Below are 21743 nucleotides of genomic sequence, written 5' to 3' on the forward strand. Positions count from 1 at the left end.
ATTATCTCCTTTCATATAATTCTTCACTCTTATAGTGAATAATAATTTTAATTTGCAATTATTAAATTTCTTTAGAAAGCCACTTGACACAATTAGAAAATAGTTGACCATATCCACTCCATTGCATAAACGCTTCCGGAGCCCAATGAGGAGCTATATCTGATGCAAAAGCAATACTTCTGCCTTTATATACCTCATTAACAATGAGCAAAGGATTATCATCAACTTTCATGAGAATATTAGAACTTTCTTTAGCTAAAAGCTTTTGATATCCAAGAAGAATTGGAATAGGACTCAAATCATTCACAATTGGATGATTGGATACTATTTTAGGAATTACACCTTGAGGTTTTTCAGCTCTATCATCAAATGGACTTATTTCAACAGGAAGCACATCTTCAATAGATGTACCATGATAATGAGCTTTACCTTCAAATCCAGCAAAGGAAAGATATCCACCTGCCATCATCAGTCCATGACCTTCACGAACCCATTTAGCTAATAAATCTAAACGATTTACGCATCTTTTTCCTTCACCAAATACCCTATTAGGTAGTAAAAATGAATTACTTCCTATATCTGAAAGTATCACAACATCGTATTTGTTTAATTCATCCATTGTCCATGGAAAGTTTTCTGGAACATCATGAGCTTTTAGATGTGTAACATCGTGACCAAACTTTCTAAGAGCATCAAGAAATTCCACGCAACCAATTTCTAATTTAGTGGATGTGAATTCATCAAAACCTTTATATTCTGTAGTGGATGAAATCCAAGATTCTCCAGCTAGTAAAACTTTTGTCATATAAACAGCTCCTTTGCTTTGAATAAATAAAAACATCTCTATTTTGTAAATCTCACACATTAAGGATGTTCTTATAAAAAATAATAAATCTTTTGCGCAAATAAAACAAACACAAAAAACGCTAAAAATATGGGCTAAAAGGGCTTCATTGCTAGAATACTATAATATTTTTGCGCAAATTTTTCTATTGTAAAAGTTTTTGCGCAATAGTAGCATTAACAGTATTAAATTACTTATTAAACTATTGCTTTTTCAATAAAACTTATGGAGTCTATATGTCAATTGTTCAAGTGGCTAGAAGAGCAAATGTATCTACATCTACCGTATCGAGATATTTGCATGGTACGTTAAACGTAGAAGACTCTACAGCACAAAGAATTGACGAGGCTGCACATTTCTATAAATACACAACTAAAATAAACTCAAAGACAACTTACAAAGCACTGGCGCTTGTTATTCCTGGATTAAATAACCCATTTTATAGTGAACTATGTCAACAACTATCCATGGCAGCAGATGGTTTAGGATATACATTAAATATTAAAATATCGCAAGGAAATCCAATAAAAGAAAGAAATATTGTTGAATCCATAATTAAAGAGCAAAAGTATATTGGACTTATATACGCTGGATTAAATAACAATAATATAGCTTTGCGTAAAGTAATACCTTCTGGAATGAATGCCGTTCTAATAGATGAGCAAATGAATGATGAAAAATTATCTAATATATCAACAGTAACTGTTGACAATTACTCTGGAGCATACCAAGCTGTCTGTTATTTACTTTCCCTGGGGCATAAGAGAATAGCCTACGTGTCAGGACCAGATGGATTAAGCACAACCTCAGACAGAAAACATGGCTATTTATCTGCTTTATCAAATAGCAAAATATTATACGATGATTCTTTAATATTTTCTGGTCCATATACTGAGGAATTTGGAGAAAGTATATTCCCATACATAGTAAGTAACCCAGATCCACCAACCGCAATATTCTGTAGCTCAGATATTTCAGCACTAGGGTTACTTGGAGCAGCTGAAAGATATGGATTAAAGATACCAGATGATTTATCTGTAATAGGGTGCGATGGAATTCATATTGGCAAATGGGCGCATCCTAGCTTAACAACATTGCAGCAACCATTTGAAGCTATTGCTAAATCTACTTTAGAATTAATAAGTTTTAATGGAGAAACAAAACATATTCAATTACCATTAACGTTAACTATTAGAAATTCTACTTGCAGAATAAAAAGTTAGATCATCTGAAATATACGTTTGTTACAAGCTCTCGTAAAAACAGTAATTCATATTGATACCCACGAAAATATTGGAAATAAGCTCATATACAACGGCTTATTCGACTACAAAACCAAGAACACTTCCCCGCGTTTGTTCCCAAAATCGCCAAATATGATAACAAACGCGGGCAAAAATAAACAAATATAAGAGCACACGCCAATATAACGACACACACTACAACCACTTACTTGCGTAAGATAATTCTTTCATTAGAGTCCCAAAAAGGATTAATTCAATTCATTGTTAATGCGAAACAATTAGCTACGTATTAAAAAATGTTAAAAGATTTTAAGCTAAATACAGATGTTAAAAATGTAAAGAACAATAATAACAACTGATAATTTGTTTCCATTGTTTTATAGTACTTTAGCATAGATTTTTTAATAAAAAGTTCACTTTCTTTATCTTTATCATCAGATTTTAAATATTTATCAGTTACAGTCATATCATCCAAATCAATTTTTGTTGAATAAGATTTATTTTTATAAATATTCATACGAACTCCAATAAAACAAGAAATTAGAAGAATAGCTACAGCCACTATTTGCCTAGAATCTACAACTGACTTATTAATAGCAAAATCGTTGGAAATAACAAAATCATCATTAACAACGAGATTTTTAACAACAATAAAATTATTAGGAATAAGAGAATTTCTATAACAAATAAAATCATGAACAGTAATAGACATAAACATAATTGTCGTAGAAGCATACATATACATGCGATTATCTCTTAAATCATCATATAAATAATCATAAATTTCTTTACAGCAAACTTTTTTTATTTTGTAGTGGGAGTAAATAAAGAAAAATAAAATAATTACAACATAAAAAATCAAAATAAAATAATTTACATAAACAATAGAGAAATAAGAATAATCATGAATCGCATAAATATTAAAACCACCGAGAAAAAAGCAAAAACAAAATAAAAAAGAAGAAAATTGTTTATTTTGTGTATTAAAAATAAACATCGCTGATAATGGTATAGCAACTAGAATAATATAAAAGAATCCTATATAAGCACCAATAAGGTCTAGAATTTTTTTACACATACATTCTTTATAAGCTTTAATCTGCAAATTAGAACAATCCTCACACACAGGGATTTTATTAGACATAGGCAACGTCGCCTCGATTCAATGAGTAATTTATTTAGATATGAAAATGGGGGCTGAGAGAACCCAGCCCCCGAGTGGCTTAGTAAAACCAAACCACTGGAAGTTGCAACTTACTCAGCTCTACTACAGGAGCATACGCTCTTAGTTTAGTAAAGCCAAGTAGGTAGTGCTTAGTGACGCATCTTGCGAACAGCAGCACCCATACCAGCAAGCATAGAAGCAGCCAAAGCAGTCAAAGCAACACCAACACCAGCATTACCAAGCTTCTCGCCAGACTTACCATGACCCTTAGCACCCTTAGCAGCAAGCTCACCCTTAGCAGCAGCCTTACCAGCCTCCTGCTGAGCAGCCTTACCAAGCTTGCCACTAGCAGCATCCTTCATAGCCTTAGTAGCACCTGGAACATCCTCAAAATTAGGAGCCAAAGGATCAGAAGTCACAACAGGAGGAAGCTTAGAAGCCTCAACACCGAAAGTCACCGCATCGTTATAGCAAGCCTTGTACTCAGCCAAAGCAGCATTATACTTAGCAGTAGAAGCAACAGCCTTAGCCTTAGCCTCAGCATAATCCTTATTAGCCTTAGCAGTCTCAGCAACAGCAAAATCAACCTTAGCCTGAGCACGATCTACAGCATCAGCAAGACGCTGAGCCAAAGCAGAATCATTCTTAGCAGAAACCTTGTAAGCTTCCAAAGCATCCTGAGCAGCCTTCAAAGCCTTCTCAGCAGCTTCCTGAGCAGCTACCTTACCAGCCAAAGTAGCCTTAGCCTTCTCATACTCAGCATAATCCTTAGTATAAGCAGCAAAAGCATCATCAAGATGCAACTTAGCAGTCTTCACAGCCTCAACAGCCTTAGCCTTATCAGCAGCCTTCACATGAACATGCTTTGCTTCACCTGGCTTAGTTGGCTGTGAAGTTGTAGTCTTACCACCAACAAGTTTAGCAAGCTCTTCCTTCAAAGCCTTAAGATTAGCAACATCCTGAGTATAACCAGAATTATATGCCGCTAACTTTCCCTTGGCTTCATCAAATGCAGTATTAGCCGTGTTATATGCAGTCTTCGCAGCCTCAAGTGCCTTACTTAAATCATCACCACTCTGCTTACTATCAGCTCCGTAAGCCTTCTCTGTATCTTTGTCGAAGTCGTCAGTCGACTTTTTCTCATTGCCTTGCTTTGCTTTATACGCCTTAAATCCAGCGTCATAAGCAGCGTAAGCAGCAGTAAGAGCCTTATCAGTCTCTTCAAACTTAGCCTTAGCCTGATCATAATTGTTCAGAACATCCTCAGATGGCTTAAGATTGTTATTCTTCATCTTTGTCTCAAGAAGAGCAATAGACGTCTTAAGATCTGCAATCTTAGCATCAGTATCAGCATCAGCCATTGCTGGAGTTGCCATTGCGAAGCCGGCAAGCAAAGTAGCGCCAGCAGCGAAAGCGGCGATAGCCTTCTTATTCATCATTTTAATTTCCTTTCTTCTTCTCCTCCGTGCTAGGAACACGAAAAAGAATTTGCCTTATGCGGTTTCCCGCGTAGCACCAGTTGAACTAGGGATTCACTGGTTGCTGATTCAAAAGATACAACATGCTTTAACAAAAATCAACCAAAACATTCAGCTTACATTCAGGCTTGTTTTGAATTTTTTCTAAAAAATCACAATAATATAACCAATAAAGCGTAAAAATTACGATTAATCATATTTAAAAACAGAAAAATATCCAAGACACGCCGTATATAGAATTTTTTTAAGATTCTTTCAGGTTTTTTTAAGGTTTGCATTTAATTAGCGTGTCGTCTATGACACACTGCCAAAGTTATTGCTATTAAAAACTACACAACAATATCTATTCAGACTCATATACACAACTACAATCAAACAAAATTACGATAAAAACAAGAAAACTACTATAAAAACAAGATAATTATTACAAAAGTTAAAATTATAAACTCTCACTTCATTCGTCAATGCTTGATTTCTCAATATAATCTAATGGTTTATCAATAAACCTTCGAAGCGCGACTTGTGCTGCTCCAAGCAATGCAGACCTTCCACCAACTTCTGACATTAAGACTCTAACATTTACAGCTTCGCTGCATAATACTTCAGAAGTAAGTTCTTTACTAATTCTTTGCGTAAGACCAACACCAAATCGCTGCCAAATACCACCTAAAATAACCGTATTAATATCCAGTAGATTCACAGCAGACCCAATTACAGATACTAAAGCTTCTACTGCTTTATCGACAGCGCTAACAACTATCTCATCACCAGATTTCCAACGTTCAAGTAAAACATTTACAGCTTCAATTTTTGTTGCATCACACCCACTAGCAATGTGAGCAGTTTCAACCAATGCTCTCCTACCAGCAAACGCCTCTAAGCATCCACGCCTTCCACACCTGCAAACAGGACCATCTAAAGACACAGACACATGACCTATTTCTCCAGCAAAACCATTTTCACCATAAACAACATGTCCATCTCTAACAACAGCACCACCAATACCAATATCTGTTGATATGTATATAAAAGAATCTGAAGGCTTCATAATGCTATCGTTTTTACGCTGCGTAGCAAAACCAGGAATCTGCGCTATAGCCGCAAGATTAGCTTCATTTGCAGCAAACACATTAAGTCTCTTAACAAGCTCATATTGTCCAAGATTAAGGTTTTTCCATCCTAAATTCGGCGACGCCAACAAGATAGATCCATCAATCACAACACCAGGCAAAGCTAATGCACCGCCGAGTATAATGTACCCTAATTCTCTAGCTTTTGTTTCACTATCAAGCACAATATTATTTAGATTATCAAAAACTTCATTAGCAGTGAGCTGCTCCATATCGCAATCAACCCATTGCTCGTCAATAACATCACCATTTATATCAACAGCAGCAAAACCATAACCATCAGTATTTATTTGTAATCCAAAAGCACAAAAACTTCCAACGCTAACAGCGAGTGACGTACCAGGACGACCATAATGCACAGAAACACTATCTGCCTCATGAAGAACCTTACTAGATATAAGTATTTGCACAAGCAAAGATATTGTAGCCTTGGTTAAACCAGTTGCGCGAGCCAATTCTGCACGAGTCATAGGCTCTACAGAACGCAAAATAGTGTCTAAAACAACAGACAAATTATGATTGCGCAAATCATCCTGATTTATACTTCGTAAAGCTGACATACTACCTCTTTCGCTACTTGACAAATTCTAATACAACACATAAATCTAACGGACAAGTAACCAACCTATAGGTCACAATACTAATAGAAAATTCTCCTAAACCGTGCTAAGCTTTAGCTTAGTTCATTCATCTAACTAATTGCAAATCAGCGAGTGCAATGTTTGCGCAATTGCCTTCAGATGAATAGAAAAAATAAAAATGTCAAAAAGAATAACAGTCTACACAGGAGTAACTATGAAACAAATACTTGTTGCTGGAATTGACACATCAACTCAATCAACAAAAATACGAATTACAGATGCCGAAACAGGAAAATTAGTACGTTTCGGACAAGCAAAACATCCAGAAGGAACTAGCATACACCCAGATAGATGGTGGGAAGCGTTCCTAAAAGCAAAAGAACAAGCCGGAGGACTAGATGACGTCAGCGCACTGTCAGTCGGAGGTCAACAACATGGTATGGTACTTCTAGACAAGCAAGGAAACATTGTTAGAGATGCACTACTATGGAATGATACTCGCTCAGCACCAGAGGCTACACAGTTAATCGAGAGTCTACAAGGTAAATCAGAAAAAAACACTGATAAACAAATCCAAACCCTTGAAGGAAAGCGTAACTGGGTTCGTGCAGTTGGATTATCCCCTGTAGCGTCATTCACTGTAACAAAAATTGCTTGGGTAGCCAATCATGAACCTGAACTAGCAAATAAAGTAGCGGCTATTTGCTTACCTCACGATTGGCTAAGCTGGAGAATTGCAGGATATGGTCCATCTAGCTCTTCTAATCCTTCTAATAGGGATACTATTGGACTTGATAAACTTTTCACGGATCGCTCAGACGCTTCTGGAACAGGATACTTTGATCCAACCACTAATAACTACAGACGAGATTTGATAAAACTTGCATTCGGTAGAGACGATGTAATTTTACCTAAAGTTTTAAACCCTAACGAAATAGGAGCATATGCAGATCCAGAAATAGCAGGTAAAAATGTAGCTGGAGGATGCTTAATAGCTCCCGGAGGTGCAGATAACGCTATGGCTGCTTTGGGTTTAAACATGGGAATTGGAGATGTATCTATATCACTAGGAACATCAGGAGTAGCCGCAGCCGTTTGTCAAACACCAATATACGATATGACTACTGCAGTTGCAGGTTTTGCCGACTGCACTGGGCACTGGCTTCCATTAGCATGCACAATTAATGGTTCGAGAATAATAGACGCTGGATGCAAAGCGCTAAGCGTCGACTACGAACAATTCGCAAATCTATCAGCACAAAGCATACCAGGAGCACAAGGAATTACACTTATACCATATTTTGACGGAGAACGCACTCCAGATAGACCAAATTCTACAGCTAGTATATATGGGCTAACATTAGCAAACACAAAACCTTCTAACATAGCGCGCGCTTTTACAGAAGGATTGTTATGCTCTCAGCGCGATTGTTTGGAATTAATAAAATCACTAGGAGTCACAGTAAAAAAGATTCTACTAATTGGAGGTGGCGCAAAATCATCAGCAATACGAGCATTAGCACCATCTATATTAGGAAGTGATGTCACTTTACCAAAAACCGACGAATATGTTGCTATCGGTGCTGCAAAACAAGCAGCTTGGACCCTTTCAGGTAAAGAGTATCCACCTATTTGGCAGAATGAAATAGAAACAACTTTGTCTGGAGAACCTAACGAAGAAATATATAAAAAGTATTTACATTACCGCAACTTAGAAAAATAAATAAAATAAATATTCCAATATGACATTTATTTGAAAATGCTCTGTTATAGCACATTGTTCAATGTAATATAACAGAGCATTTTAATATATGCATGTGTATTTAAAAATATAAAAAGTGCATGCACCTTACGATACATGCACAATTTTGATTACAATAATTTAATTACAATAATTACTAAAACTACTTAAGTACTTTAATTAATACAATTACTTTTTGCGCTTCTTGCTAATCAAATCATAAGCAACAGCAGCCACAACCACCAAACCTTTAATAGTTTTGACAATAGCGGCATCCGCACCCATAATAGACAAGCCCTGATTGAGAACACCCATAATTAATGCACCAACCATGGCGCCAGGAATCGTACCAGTTCCACCAGAAACAGCAGCACCACCAATGAAGCATGCAGCAATAGCATCCATCTCAAATTCTTGCCCAGTTGCAGCGGTAGCAGATGCAAGTCGAGACAATGTTACAACAGACGCTATTGCTGTAAGAACACCCATCGTTAAGAAAATCTTGAAATCAACCAATTTAGTATTTATGCCAGAAAGAATAGCTGCTTTTCTATTTCCACCAACAGCATAAATATCACGACCAAAAATCATGCGATTCAACACGAACCAAAAAACTCCAACGAGAACCGCAATAATAACCAATACTATTGGAATACCGCCTTGCTGAGAATTTCCAGAAGATGCCAATAAATAAGTGATAAAACCAATAGCTGCAACAGATACAACAATTTTCGTAATAGTAAACGAAAGTGGCTCAATCAATAATCCAGTCTTCAACGACTTCGCTCTCTTACGCAGTTGCACAACAATTACACCTACAATGGCAAGAGCACCTACAACTATAGTTAATCCATCATATCCGCCCCAGAATCCAAAAATATTAGGAAGATAATCTTTTGCAATAGCTCTGAATTCGCGAGAACGTAATGGAATAGACTCGCCTGCAACAACAGTTGCCAAACCTCTAAAGATCAACATGCCACCTAAAGTGGTTACGAATGCAGGAACTTCAACATACGCTACCCAGAATCCATGCCAAGCACCTATTAGTAAACCTATAAAAAGCATGAAAGCGATTGCAAGCATCCAATTCATTCCCCAATGCTTCATAGCAAAGGCACCTAAGCCGCCAATGAATGCAACAGCAGATCCAACAGATAAATCAATATGTGTAGCAACAACAATCATAAGCATCCCGATTGCCGTAATCATAACATATGCATTTTGTTGGAATAATGCAACAACATTATTTGGATACAACAACCTATTTCCAGTCAACACTTGGAAAATAATGATAACAGCAACGAGAGCAAGATAAATACCGTAAGAACGAGCATTCCCCAGCAATAGCTCTTTTAATCCAGGAGCACCAATAGCTGTATTTTTCTTCTTTGAATAAGCAGATATTGATCCAAACATAATATCCTCTTTCTTTGCTACGCAACGATGCGAAGTTTAATTACTAATAAAATCTGATAGATTGAACTATTCAACGGTAAATGACTTCTCATATTCCAATGGAACATCACAAGTCATATACTTCATTAATTCTTCTTGATTTGTCTCATGAGCATTCAAACAAGCTGTAATTTTGCCTTGACTCATCGTGTATATACGATCACATATACCAAGCAATTCTGGCAATTCCGAAGAAATAACAATTATCGCACTACCAGAATCCGCTAACTTGTCGATAATCTCATAAATGTCATACTTAGCGCCTACATCAATGCCACGAGTAGGCTCATCAAGAATAAGAAGCTTAGGCTGAGTTGCCACCCATTTTGCCAATACAACCTTCTGCTGATTACCGCCTGAAAGATTGCCAACAGGCATTTCAATAGTGTTACACTTCATACGAAAATCGTGACGATATTCTTCAGCAACTTTCGCTTCCTTATGTCTATCAATAACACCCAGATTACTAACTGACTTTAAATTAGCTAACGACGTATTTTCTCGAATAGAAGCTAATAAATTCAATCCATAAACTTTACGATTTTCTGTAGCATATGCCACAGCATGATCAATTGCAGAACGAACAGAATTGAATTTAACCTCTTTGCCATCTAAGTACAATTTACCAGACGCATTAGTGCCATATTGACGACCAAAAACACTCATCGCAGTTTCAGTTCGCCCTGCACCAATCAATCCAGCTAAGCCAACAATCTCACCCTTACGCACATTGAAACTAACATCATTGGCAACTAATCGTTTTTCATCCAACGGATGATGCACTTTCCAATGTTCTATTCGAAAAGCCTCATTACCAATTTTTGCAACATGCTCAGGATACCTATTAGTAAGAGGACGACCTACCATATGGCGAATCAACTCATCTTGATCCAATGGATGCTGATCATCAACATCAATATGAGTAATTGTCTTACCATCACGTATCACTTGTACAGCATCAGCAATATAAGCTATTTCATTAAGTTTATGGGAAATAATAATAGCCGTAATACCACGCTCACGACGCAAACGATCAATTAGATGAAGCAAATTTGCAGAATCCTCATCATTTAAGGCTGCAGTAGGTTCATCAAGAATTAAAAGCTTTACATCTTTCGTCAAAGCTTTTGCAATCTCAACAAGCTGTTGTTTACCAACACCAATGTTAGCAATAAGATTACTTGGATCTTCATCCAATCCAACAGTTTTCATAACTTCGCGAGCAATACGATATTGTTCAGTATCATCTATAGCAATTCCCTTTTTAATCCTATTGCTGAGGAAAATATTATCAGCAATACTCATATACGGAACTAAAGCTAACTCTTGATGAATGATAACAATTCCTTTTGCCTCAGAATCACGAATCGTTTTAAATTTACAAACATTACCTTCATAAATAATGTCTCCCTCATACGTTCCATGAGGATATACACCAGAAAGAACATTCATCAACGTCGATTTACCAGCGCCATTCTCTCCACATATTGAAAATATTTGTCCACGTCGAACTTTCAATGTTACGTCTTCAAGCGCTGTAACCGAACCAAAACGTTTCACGATATGACGCATTTCAAGGATGACATCTTGTTTGTCAGTCACTGATTTTTCCTTTCTTAATGAAATACGATATTGTCGTAACTGAACCAGTATCAAATGCACTCAGCTACATAATTGATTAGCAGCCGAGTGCTCGACTAGTATCACAAACCAGCATCAGCTGCCGAAATATAGCCAGAATCAACAAGCTCTTTCTTGGCATTCGTTTTATCTACAGATACTGGTGACAGAAGCATAGAAGTAACATCCTTATTACCGTTATTAAAGACATCCTTTGTATTTGGCTTCTTACCATCAACAAGATCTTTAATCATTTTTGCTGTAGCCTTAGCGAGCTTACGCGTATCTTTATACACTGTCATAGTCTGTTTGCCTTGAACAATTGCAGCAACATTAGCCTTTTCAGCATCTTGACCAGTAATAATTGGGAAATAATTCCATCCAGCAGACTCAACAGCGTTAACAGTACCCAACGCAATAGCATCATTTGGAGCAAGAACTGCATCTAACTTCGTACCATCGTTATAGAAGGAATTAATGCGGTTTTCCATTTCAGCCTGTCCCTTTTGCCTGTCCCAATTGTCAATACCTATTGACTTCCAATCATCAAGACTCTTTGGAACTTTGCCGGACTTAGATTTCAAGACACCAGATTTAAAATAAGGCTCTAGCACTTTCCAAGCACCTTCATAATAATATCTAGCATTATTATCTGTTGGAGATCCAGACATCAATTCGACATTAAATGGTCCCTTTTTACCTTCTTTAAGACCAAGCTTGTCTACAATGTACTCTCCCTGCATGCGACCGACATCTGTCAAAGAGAATGTAGCATAATAGTCAACAGCATCGGTGTTCATAATCAAGCGATCATAGGCAATAACTTTTGCACCATTAGACTCAGCAAGCTCAGCAGCAGCACCAGTAGCAGTTCCATCGATTGATGCAATAACTACATAATTTGCACCTTGATTTGCCATATTCTGAATTTGAGAAGACTGTAAATCAGTTTTACCATCAGCATATTGCAGGGTGACCTTATAGCCAAAATGCTCAAGTTCTTTCTTAAGATTCTCGCCGTCAATCTGCCAGCGTTCCAATTGCTGTTCTGGCATAGAAATTCCAACACTAATCTTTCCACTCTTATTAACAGCCCCACTAGCACCACCACGCGTAGAAGGAGCTCCACAAGCAGCAAATGGCAACAACATAGCCAACGCACCAGCGATACCAATGATCTTTTTCCACTTTTTCATCATTATCCCTTTCGGCTTTGAACGGAATATTATTTAGTAAATAACGACAAATTGTAAAATATCTTTTTCAAATACTTACATACAACCAAGCGTGTCACCCCGAAAAATCAGAGCGACACGCCAAGTTAGGAGGAAGGAAGAGAATGACGCAATAACTCTAACAAATATTTTGTTATTAAATATTCACACTTTTACTCAGTTATACTAGATACAGTTTGAATCACCCTTCTCTTAGAGCATCAATAATGTAATTGTTAATCGTTGCCTTCACTGATTCAAGATGATCAGATTTAGTTGCAGCGATCAACTTTTCTTGAGGAATATCCAAAGCATATTCTTCAAGAGATGACAAGCTGGCTGTGCCATTTTCTACAGTTAATCCAATACCAGAATCGTATGAAGAGTACCGATCTGCCTGTAAATTCTCAATGAATTTATCTTCATGCATTTTTGCAGCGACCAATAAGCCTGCTGCAAATGAATCCATACCAGCAATATGAGAACGGAACAAATCCTCAGCATCAAAAGACGTACGACGTGGCTTAGCATCAAAATTAAGACCACCATGAGGACCAATCGACCCTTCTTGCAAAACTTCCCACATTACAGTTGAAGTTTCATAAAGATCAGTTGGGAATTCATCCATATCCCACCCAATAAGCTTGTCGCCTTGGTTTGCATCCAAAGATCCAAGAACACCTGCTTCTCTAGCAGTACGAATCTCATGTTGATAAGTATGACCAGCTAAATTAGCATGATTACCTTCGAGATTCAGCTTAAATACATCCATCAAATCATATGTTCTCAAGAATGCGATTGCAGTCGAAGCATCAAAATCATACTGATGCATCGTAGGCTCTTTAGCCTTTGGCTCAATCAAGAATTGCGCATCAAAACCAATTTCCTGCGCATAATCATGGCACATGTGGAAGAATTTTGCCATATGTTCTTGTTCGCGCTTCATTTGTGTATTCCACAGGTTTTCGTATCCTTCACGACCACCCCAGAATACATAATTTTCAGCACCTAAGCGTTTGCCAATCTCTAAACTATGCTTTAGCTGACCTGCAGAGTATGCATAAATATCTGCAAATGGAGATGTTGAAGCGCCAGACACAAATCTAGGATTTGTAAACAGAGATGAGGTATTCCATAGCAATTTAATACCTGTTGACTTCATGTTCTCTTCAATTTTATCAACTACACGATCGAGATTGCGATTTGTTTCACGAAGAGTATCGCCTTCTGGAGCTATGTCGCGGTCATGGAAGCAGAAATATCCCACAGACAATTTCTGGAAAAGCTCAAATGCATAATCGACTTTAGCTAAAGCCTCATCCATAGGATCACTATATTTGCCATAATACGGTCTATGAGCCGTACCAGTTCCAAATGGATCAACAAGAGTTTGGTCGAAAGTATGCCACCATGCAACAGCAAAGCGCAACCAATCTTTCATCTTTTTTCCAGCTACAACTCTATCCGCATCGTAGTAGTGAAAAGCTAGACCCTCCTTTGGACCTTGCGCTCTACCTACATATTCGATCTTATCAATATTCCATAAACTCATATTGCTCCTTTGCTCAAACCAGCACGACTTCATGCCGATATCAATATAGTAAAATGATTAACCTAAGTTTGTCAAATGATTTTACTATTTCGGCGTTTCTTACAAATTTACTTGAGACTAGAAAAATAGCTTAATTAAATCAGCAAGCAACACACGCCAATGGACCGATAACTCACAAATGTAAATTGCACACAAAATCAATGAATTATACGATACCAAATACACAACAATATGATCAAAAGGTCAAAACATAAGAACATAAACCCGCGTTTGTTCCCTTTTTTAGCAAATATAGAAACAAATGCGGGAATACTTGCCCGTGTTCGTTTCTTTTTGCCCGTGTTTGTTTACGTATTTGGTGATTTTGGGAACAAACACGGGCGAATCTACGACTTCGTTCTTAAACCGCGCGAGCAACATGACCACGCTTTACACCAGATTCAACACAAAACATGCACAAATACAAGCAAAGCGGCATGGAGCTCATGTAAAACACAAACTTCATGCCGCCCTATAGGAGAAAGCTACGAGAATTTTGGTTTGCCGCTTATACTGTCCACCATAAATCACTCGTAGCCGCGATGACAATGAATCAATAAGTCACATATATAAACCCTTAATTCCGAATTATCAAAAACATATCAATTTTTAAACGCTACATTAACCCCTGCAAAATTTTCTCATTTTAGTCAAAAACAATAACAGCCGCTTCAAAATCATGAAGATTACTTATACACAAGCTATCGCCATCGAACGATATTTTCATACTTTCTGACATAAAAGTTTCTATATTTTTATTCACAAATTGATGCGGAATAGGCAATATAACTTTACAAGGTGATTTAGCAAAAGTATGCAGCACAACAAATAGAGGATTATTACAATCCATAGGTTTCCTTATGATTGCTTGCCAACCTTTAGGACTACGATAGCTGACTATTCCACTACCAATCCAACTGCTTATACCGCAATCAATTGTTTTATTAATTTTTTGATACAGACCTATAGCCTTATCTATTAACCTCCATTGCCAATCAGATAAACTTTCAACATCCCCAGATAGGCACAATCTACCTAGAAAACCCGTACAAAGCCTATAAATGACAGCATTCTCATCAAGATTTTCCCTCATCACTGCCCAAATTTGCGATTGTCTCGGCAAAATCATCCTATGCATATTGGCTGCAATGATAGGAGATTCAATACATTCATGCGCATCAGAGAAGCTAGCCATTGAAGCAATTTGCATAAAAGATTGAACTAATCTATGACCACCAGCTGAACATATTTCAATAACAAGATTAGGTAAAGATTTTCGTATTTCATCAAAGAAAGACATAGTAGCTTGAATATGCGAGTAAAGACCATCACCAAGAGAGTTACAATCACACCTATAATCGCAATCTAAGGTTTCACAACCTATGCCTATAGAGTCATTGTAATCCACTTTAAGGTAATCAATTTTATTTTCTTTCAAGAAATTAATTACTCGCACACGTAAGTATTCTCTTACATTTTTATTTCTCATATCCCAAAAACGACGTTGCCCTGACGTTATAGGAACACCATCCCTTTTAAGCAGCCATTGCGTACGATTGAATAAGGATTCTTCATCTTCTCCCACTGCTTCAAATTCAAACCATATTCCAACTTTTAAACCTAAGTTATGAAGCCTTTCTACAACATATTTCATACCGTGAGGAAAAGATTGCTTATCAACACACCATTTTCCGAACCTTATTGCAGTATCAAACGACTCATGATCAAACCAACCAGCATCAATAACAACATAGTCAATATCATGCTTACTTATTATTTTAGATTGCGAAAGAACACTTTTCTCAGTAGGCAATCCCCATGTTGAGCAATATTCATTAAAAATTATAGGAAGATATGCCTTCTCATTTTTCGGCAGAGATAAATTCTCACGAGTATGTTCCAATAAACATTGAGATGCTAAGTCAACTCCACCTTGTACTACAGTTGCGATAGCAGAAGGAGCAGTAAAAGATTCCCCAGGGTTAATTGTATGCATCCAATGACCAAACTCACGATCTGCAATACCTCCAGATATAGAAAGACCATTATCGCGCCTATATATTTCCATCTGCCAGCTAGAAGCATGAGTTGTTGATACAGCCCATGTAACATTATTTACAATATCTTCTATTGCAATAAAAGGAGCCCACTCTCTCACAGGGAAAGACCCTACACTTCCAAACCGTAAAGAATTTGCACTATGTTGTTGCCAATCAGGCTCTAGCTGAAGATCTTCTGGTCTTTCTGTGATTAAACGTCCCTCTGCACTCCAAGTACTATGAAGTCTGTGTATTCTCATGCTTTCTGCTGCAAGACCTGTCAATAATGGCGATAGAGAACCTAAAGTAAAACTCGACAACATCTCTAACGTAACGGGTTTATTTCCACAATTTTTTACTTCTGTAGTGATTTCTACAGTTGACGAACAAGCTCCAAATTGCAAATTATGAATATACTGTACATGTCTACTGTCTTCTAATACTGTAGTAATAAACGAAGATTTGCCTCTCATAACGCAATTCTGAGAAACGAAATGCATACCCTGCACCGTAGATGAATTTCTCATTGTTCTGCCTTGCGCGAAACCATCTGGATAAGAATCACCAACAATTTTCGCTTGTACTAATGGTTCTGGCTTGCAATCATCACGCATTGCTTTATCGGCAAATTTCTCTGGAACCAATATAAAATCAACGTTATCGCAACCTATATTTCGATAAATAACCGATATCCCATTATTTGTAAAAATTTTAGTTTTCAACATCATATTTATTCTTTCACCTGATTAACCACTAGCAACACAAAAGCCATATAAACTATCCATTTTTACGATAACGAGTAGATTCACGAATAACTAATTGCTCTGTATTATGACCTATAAAATGTGGCTCATCTTTATCTATTACTGCTTTACCATTTGACTGATCTAGAATTATCTGAGCAGCATAAGCTCCAAAAAGTTCAAAATCTTGGTGCCATGTCGTTAATGCTGGAACAGATAATCTAGCAATTGGGTTATCGTCAAATCCAATAACATTTATATCTTCAGGAACATGTTTACCAACTGAATATAAACCACGCATAACTCCTAAAGCAATTTCATCATTACCAGCAAAAATAGCAGTTACATCATTGCGCCTACCAAGAGATACACCAATTTTTTCAGCATCTAATGGATCCCACGAGGTTTTATATGGATTTGGTATTACTGCTCCAGCTTCCTCTAAGGCTTTTTTCCAACCAGATTGCCTAGTTTGCTCTTCATCTTCTTCTGGAGGCGCAACATAATAGACAGTATCCGATCCGAGAGATAACAAATATTTTGTTATCGCATATCCACCCTGATCATCGTGAGTGAACAATTGATACTGTCCCTTACGTCTATTCCCACCAATAAGAACAATTGGTAAATCTTTCTGCGCATTTCTAATAATTTCATCACACGCTATTCCATATCGAGGTTGATCAATTATTATTCCCAATGGATTAGTACTTAATGCTGACTTAATACATTGCTTAAGAGTATAAGGAGATTGATGCTCATCAAACAAAATAACGTTAACCACAACTCCTGATTGCGAAGCTATTCTTTCAACGCCTTTTATGCAACCAACAACGCCATATAGTAAATCTTGACCAGCGAAAAATGTTATTACATTAGATCGTTTTGAAGCTAAACCTTGCGCCAGCAATGAAGGATGATAATCAAGTAATTTAATAGCATTAGCAATACTTTCCCTCTTAGCTGGCGTTAAACTCTCAGAATGATTAAGATACCTAGATACAGACGATGTAGATACTTCAGCAAGCTTAGCCACATCACTAATAGATGGCGGTTTATTATTATTGTTCGACCTCTTTGTCACAATATAATCTCCCATCAAAACCACAATTTAATATTAAAACTACTAATTAAATCTAACAACCAATGCAACCACAAATAGCAGCTACTACTTTACTGCACCTCCAGTAATACCACTGATTATCTTTCGCTGTGCTATACCAAAAACTATAAGCAATGGCAGACTCATAAGAACTATATACGCAAAAATCAAATGCCAATTATTAAGATACAATCCAGCGCTAGCAACATTATACAAATTAAGAGGCAATGTACTCATCTTTCCAGAAAGTATAAATAGAGCGTAAAAAACGTCATTCCATATATAGAGTATAAGAAGAATGGTTGCAGTAGCAATTGTTGGTGCAAGAAGCGGAAGAATTAGCATGAAGAATATTCTAATAGGCGAAGCACCATCTACCCTCATCGATTCTTCTAAAGCCGTAGGTATAGTACGAATAAATCCAGTTACAAAGAATATAACTGTAGACAAATAAATACCAACATAAACGCAAATCATTCCTACTGCAGTTCCAGAAAGACCAATCATTTTCAACAGCATCATTACTGTAACTACGGCAGGAGGCAATATTAGCCCAGATATACCTACAACATACAAAGCTGCAACAGGCTTAGTTGCACGTCTTGCTAAAACCCACGAAGCCATTGACCCGACAAATATAGCAATAAACACAGATGGCAATGTAACAATTATAGATCCAAAAAATGCAGCTAACATTTTCCCATCACGTATAACAGTCAAAAAATTTTCAAGCAAATGCCATTGTTTAGGAACAGACATACTAAGTTTCAGTGCTTCACTCTGTGTTTTACCAGCGGTAATTATCAACAGCCAAAATGGAATTGCAAGAAATATAATCATGATAAAAATTACAAAAATATCATGAACTACACGTCGAGCAACGCGATTAATCTTTGATAATCTAACAGAACTATTGGAATTTACAATCGTCCGATTGCGAAAACATAAATTTAACAAACGCATTAACATCAGAAAATATTCCTTTCCCTACGGCGTAGAATATATATAACAGGTAAAGCAATAAGTGCTACTAAAATGAAAAGAATCATACTCATTGTTGTCGATTGAGCATATAATCCTTGCCCAAATGTACGCCAAATAAAGATGTTAAGAATTTCTGTAGAACCACCAGGTCCACCCTTTGTCATAGCCTGCACCATATCGAATCCATTTAATGAACCAAGTAAACTTGTCGCAACATTAAACGTGAATGCGGGAGCTAACAGAGGGAATTTAATTTTCCAGAAAATCTGACCGCTACTTGCACCATCAATATAAGCAGCTTCAAGAACATCTGAATCAATAGTTTTTAATCCTGCAAGGAATATAAGCATTGACAAACCCATCCACTTCCATCCTTGAACGAACGCAATTGTAATGATTGCAGTATGGGTATTAGCCAATAATCCAGTAGTTATACTATGACCAAATATACCTGAGAGAATCTGATCTAGCGCACCTGAATTTTTTAAAACTGCCTGCCAAATATATCCAACAGCTAATGCAGACATAATTACAGGGATAAAAAACATTATTCTTGCTAATCTATTTAACAGAGTATCCTTTTCTAACAAAACAGCCAAGAATAATCCAAATACATTTTGAAAAATAGCAATACATATGGCATAAAACAATGTTATTTGTATATCTTTCATTAAGATTCCGTTTTGGAATAATGAAAGAAAATTATCAAAACCATTAAAATTAATCGTATTTTTAAAAGCAGACCAATCAGTAAATGCATAAACAAAATTCATAATTGTTGGAGCAATAAAGAAAACTGTCAGCATAACACCTGCAGGAATCAAAAAAGCTAAGGGGTAATTTTTTCTCATTAAACTACTATGAGCACCCATAATAAATACCTTTCAAATAACTTCACGCAGACAGATGAATATAATTCAATACCCGCTATAGGTGATTAAGAGATTTAAAAAATAAATCTCTTAATCACCTCATTAATGAATATTTTTAAGAATCAAAACTCTGTTAGAATCCTTTTGCACCCTGGGCTTTTGCAATCTGGGCAAACTGATCTTGCGTTGCTTTAGCTACTTGTTCTGGATTCACAGTTCCATTTATCATGTTAGCGAGATTCAAATAAAGATCTGGATTAGCAATAGCAGCTGACTGCATAGATGGAGCACTATGACCAATAGAATTAGCAGCATCAATCAAAGCTTGAGGAACAGTTGATGGAGATGCAACAGTCTTAAGAGCGGAAACAAGGTTACGATCATTAACAAAATTCTTATAACCAACAGACATCCAGAAATTCAAGAATTGTCGTGCAGCAGATTCACGTTGCGCATCACCAGTCTTGAAAGCTACTACTGCGCTTGAAGCTCCAGGAGACAACGACGAAATATTACCAGAAGCAGAAATCGGCAAGAACCCTAAAGTATCATCTATAACTTTCTTATCATTATTGGCTAATGCAGCAGCAATATTAAATTGAGCGTTATTACCAAAAATCATACCTGCTTTGCCTTCAAATAATGCTGCAGCTTGATCATTAAGCGTTGCAGAACCAGCATCATTATTAAACAATCCATCATCAAATAACTTCTTATAATTCTTTATAGCAGTCATAATGATTTTGTCTGTAAACTTCTCTTTGCCGCTATTTACACGATCCCAAAGTCCAGCACGAGCCGATTCTGCAAGTTGAACCTGAACACCCCACTGAGTACCCCATTGAGAACCACCCATTTCGAAGAATGGAGACTGTGCTGCATGCGTCTTTTGTATTTTCTTAGCAGCCTCGAGCAGCCCATCCCATCCTTTAGGAAGATCAGTAATACCAGCTTTTTCAAATACTTTCTTGTTGTACCAAACGCCCATAACATTAACCGGGGATATTAAAGCTGCATATCGATGACCCTTTGTTTTTCCTAAATCAGAAATACCAGACGCATAATTTTTAACCCATGGAGCGTGATCCAACTTCTGTAATTTTCCTGTACTAACAAACCCAGCAAGCATGGAATTTGTAGGTTCCCAAGTTGCTAAATCTGGCATATCTCCAGTAGTAATCTTTGTTTGTACATTATTTTCATAAGTGTCTGGAATTGTTTGTAAATCAACTTTTGCGCCAGTAGCATGTTCAAAATCTTTTATAACACGCACAGGTACTTTATTATCAGATTGACCAACCCAAAAAGTCAGCTTAACTCCTGATAATTTCCTATTTGCATTCGGCCAATAATTTGCAGAAGTTGTAGACTCATCAGAATTATTACTCATAGCAGCAGGATTACCACATCCCGACAAAGTCAATCCTAGACTGAGTACACCAACTAATGCCAGCTGTAGAATAGTTTGCCTTTTCATTGAATTCTCCTTTGAACCTTCTTGGCAATAAACTCATACGCCACTCGACAAAGCTTGTGACACCTTTATAGTAACGCATATTGTTTGAAAGCGCTACCAAAATAATAAAAATAATAAAAATATGATTTTTTCTTTATATATAATGGCTTTATTGCAGTTAACGATAAACTTAATAATAAATTTGAAAACGTTTTCAAATAAAAATCGTTGCACCATTAAAATCAATAATTATTATTAAAAGCTCAAAATTTATATAAAAATTAATTTTTAAATTCATCTATCGAGAAAATAATACTCATAGAGTATTAATTATGAAAGCTATCACACACAATAAGCCCTTAAACACAAAAAAATGCTTCCGGTTTTGAAAGCCCCTAGTAGCAAACAAAACCGAAAGCAACAACACTCAACACCCAAACCCAACAAGCTAAACGAATCAACACTGGGAAGAAAAGAAAAA

At 36.7% G+C, this 21743-nt stretch carries 15 protein-coding genes; 2 read left to right on the plus strand and 13 right to left on the minus strand.

Annotated elements, in window-relative coordinates:
- Positions 1-61: 61 nt before the first annotated feature.
- Positions 62-805, minus strand: a complete 744-nt coding sequence (locus tag HXT60_RS05155) for a glutamine amidotransferase (protein WP_009994300.1) — start codon at positions 803-805, stop codon at positions 62-64.
- Positions 806-1080: 275 nt separating this feature from the next.
- Between HXT60_RS05155 and HXT60_RS05160 the strand changes: the two genes are divergently transcribed.
- Positions 1081-2067, plus strand: a complete 987-nt coding sequence (locus tag HXT60_RS05160; protein ID WP_009994299.1) for a LacI family DNA-binding transcriptional regulator — start codon at positions 1081-1083, stop codon at positions 2065-2067.
- Positions 2068-2377: 310 nt separating this feature from the next.
- Here HXT60_RS05160 and HXT60_RS05165 read toward each other — a convergent pair whose 3' ends face one another.
- The 3 genes from HXT60_RS05165 to HXT60_RS05175 form a co-directional block, all read right to left on the minus strand.
- Entirely contained in the window at positions 2378-3232 is an 855-nt protein-coding gene (locus HXT60_RS05165) for a hypothetical protein (RefSeq protein ID WP_421790952.1), read from the minus strand.
- A 170-nt stretch (positions 3233-3402) separates the two neighbouring features.
- Entirely contained in the window at positions 3403-4692 is a 1290-nt protein-coding gene (locus HXT60_RS05170; protein WP_421790954.1) for a hypothetical protein, read from the minus strand.
- A 493-nt stretch (positions 4693-5185) separates the two neighbouring features.
- The gene (locus HXT60_RS05175) at positions 5186-6421 is read right to left on the minus strand and encodes an ROK family transcriptional regulator (RefSeq protein WP_174190795.1); all 1236 of its coding nucleotides are present in this window, start codon (positions 6419-6421) and stop codon (positions 5186-5188) included.
- A gap of 235 nt (positions 6422-6656) precedes the next feature.
- Here HXT60_RS05175 and HXT60_RS05180 point away from each other — a divergent pair, with 235 nt between their 5' ends.
- Positions 6657-8165: a xylulokinase gene (locus HXT60_RS05180; protein ID WP_174190794.1), complete on the plus strand. Its 1509-nt coding sequence runs from the start codon at positions 6657-6659 to the stop codon at positions 8163-8165.
- Positions 8166-8372: 207 nt separating this feature from the next.
- On the opposite strand, the gene mmsB is transcribed toward HXT60_RS05180, so the two are convergent.
- The 9 genes from mmsB to HXT60_RS05225 form a co-directional block, all read right to left on the minus strand.
- Complete coding sequence (gene mmsB, locus HXT60_RS05185; protein WP_004116257.1) at positions 8373-9602, minus strand: multiple monosaccharide ABC transporter permease; 1230 nt, start codon at positions 9600-9602, stop codon at positions 8373-8375.
- Positions 9603-9668: 66 nt separating this feature from the next.
- Entirely contained in the window at positions 9669-11213 is a 1545-nt protein-coding gene (locus HXT60_RS05190) for a sugar ABC transporter ATP-binding protein (protein WP_032834003.1), read from the minus strand.
- A 131-nt stretch (positions 11214-11344) separates the two neighbouring features.
- Entirely contained in the window at positions 11345-12457 is a 1113-nt protein-coding gene (locus HXT60_RS05195) for a sugar-binding protein (RefSeq protein WP_004138575.1), read from the minus strand.
- Positions 12458-12677: 220 nt separating this feature from the next.
- A complete protein-coding gene (gene xylA, locus HXT60_RS05200) occupies positions 12678-14027 on the minus strand; it encodes a xylose isomerase (protein ID WP_004116263.1) in 1350 nt (449 codons plus the stop codon).
- Positions 14028-14712: 685 nt separating this feature from the next.
- Complete coding sequence (locus tag HXT60_RS05205) at positions 14713-16719, minus strand: glycoside hydrolase family 36 protein (protein ID WP_421790957.1); 2007 nt, start codon at positions 16717-16719, stop codon at positions 14713-14715.
- Positions 16720-16882: 163 nt separating this feature from the next.
- Positions 16883-17932 carry a LacI family DNA-binding transcriptional regulator gene (locus HXT60_RS05210; RefSeq protein ID WP_004116267.1) on the minus strand — a complete coding sequence of 350 codons (1050 nt, stop codon included), beginning with the start codon at positions 17930-17932 and terminating at the stop codon, positions 16883-16885.
- 84 nt (positions 17933-18016) lie between these two features.
- A complete protein-coding gene (locus tag HXT60_RS05215; protein WP_020760477.1) occupies positions 18017-18790 on the minus strand; it encodes a carbohydrate ABC transporter permease in 774 nt (257 codons plus the stop codon).
- Positions 18791-18918: 128 nt separating this feature from the next.
- Entirely contained in the window at positions 18919-19806 is an 888-nt protein-coding gene (locus tag HXT60_RS05220) for a carbohydrate ABC transporter permease (protein WP_421790959.1), read from the minus strand.
- Between the two features lie 133 nt (positions 19807-19939).
- Positions 19940-21283 carry an ABC transporter substrate-binding protein gene (locus tag HXT60_RS05225; RefSeq protein WP_020760479.1) on the minus strand — a complete coding sequence of 448 codons (1344 nt, stop codon included), beginning with the start codon at positions 21281-21283 and terminating at the stop codon, positions 19940-19942.
- Between the last annotated feature and the right edge of the window lie 460 nt (positions 21284-21743).

Origin of the sequence: Gardnerella sp. KA01002 (assembly GCF_049244015.1) — a bacterium.
In the GTDB taxonomy this organism is placed as follows: Bacteria; Actinomycetota; Actinomycetes; order Actinomycetales; family Bifidobacteriaceae; genus Bifidobacterium; species Bifidobacterium vaginale.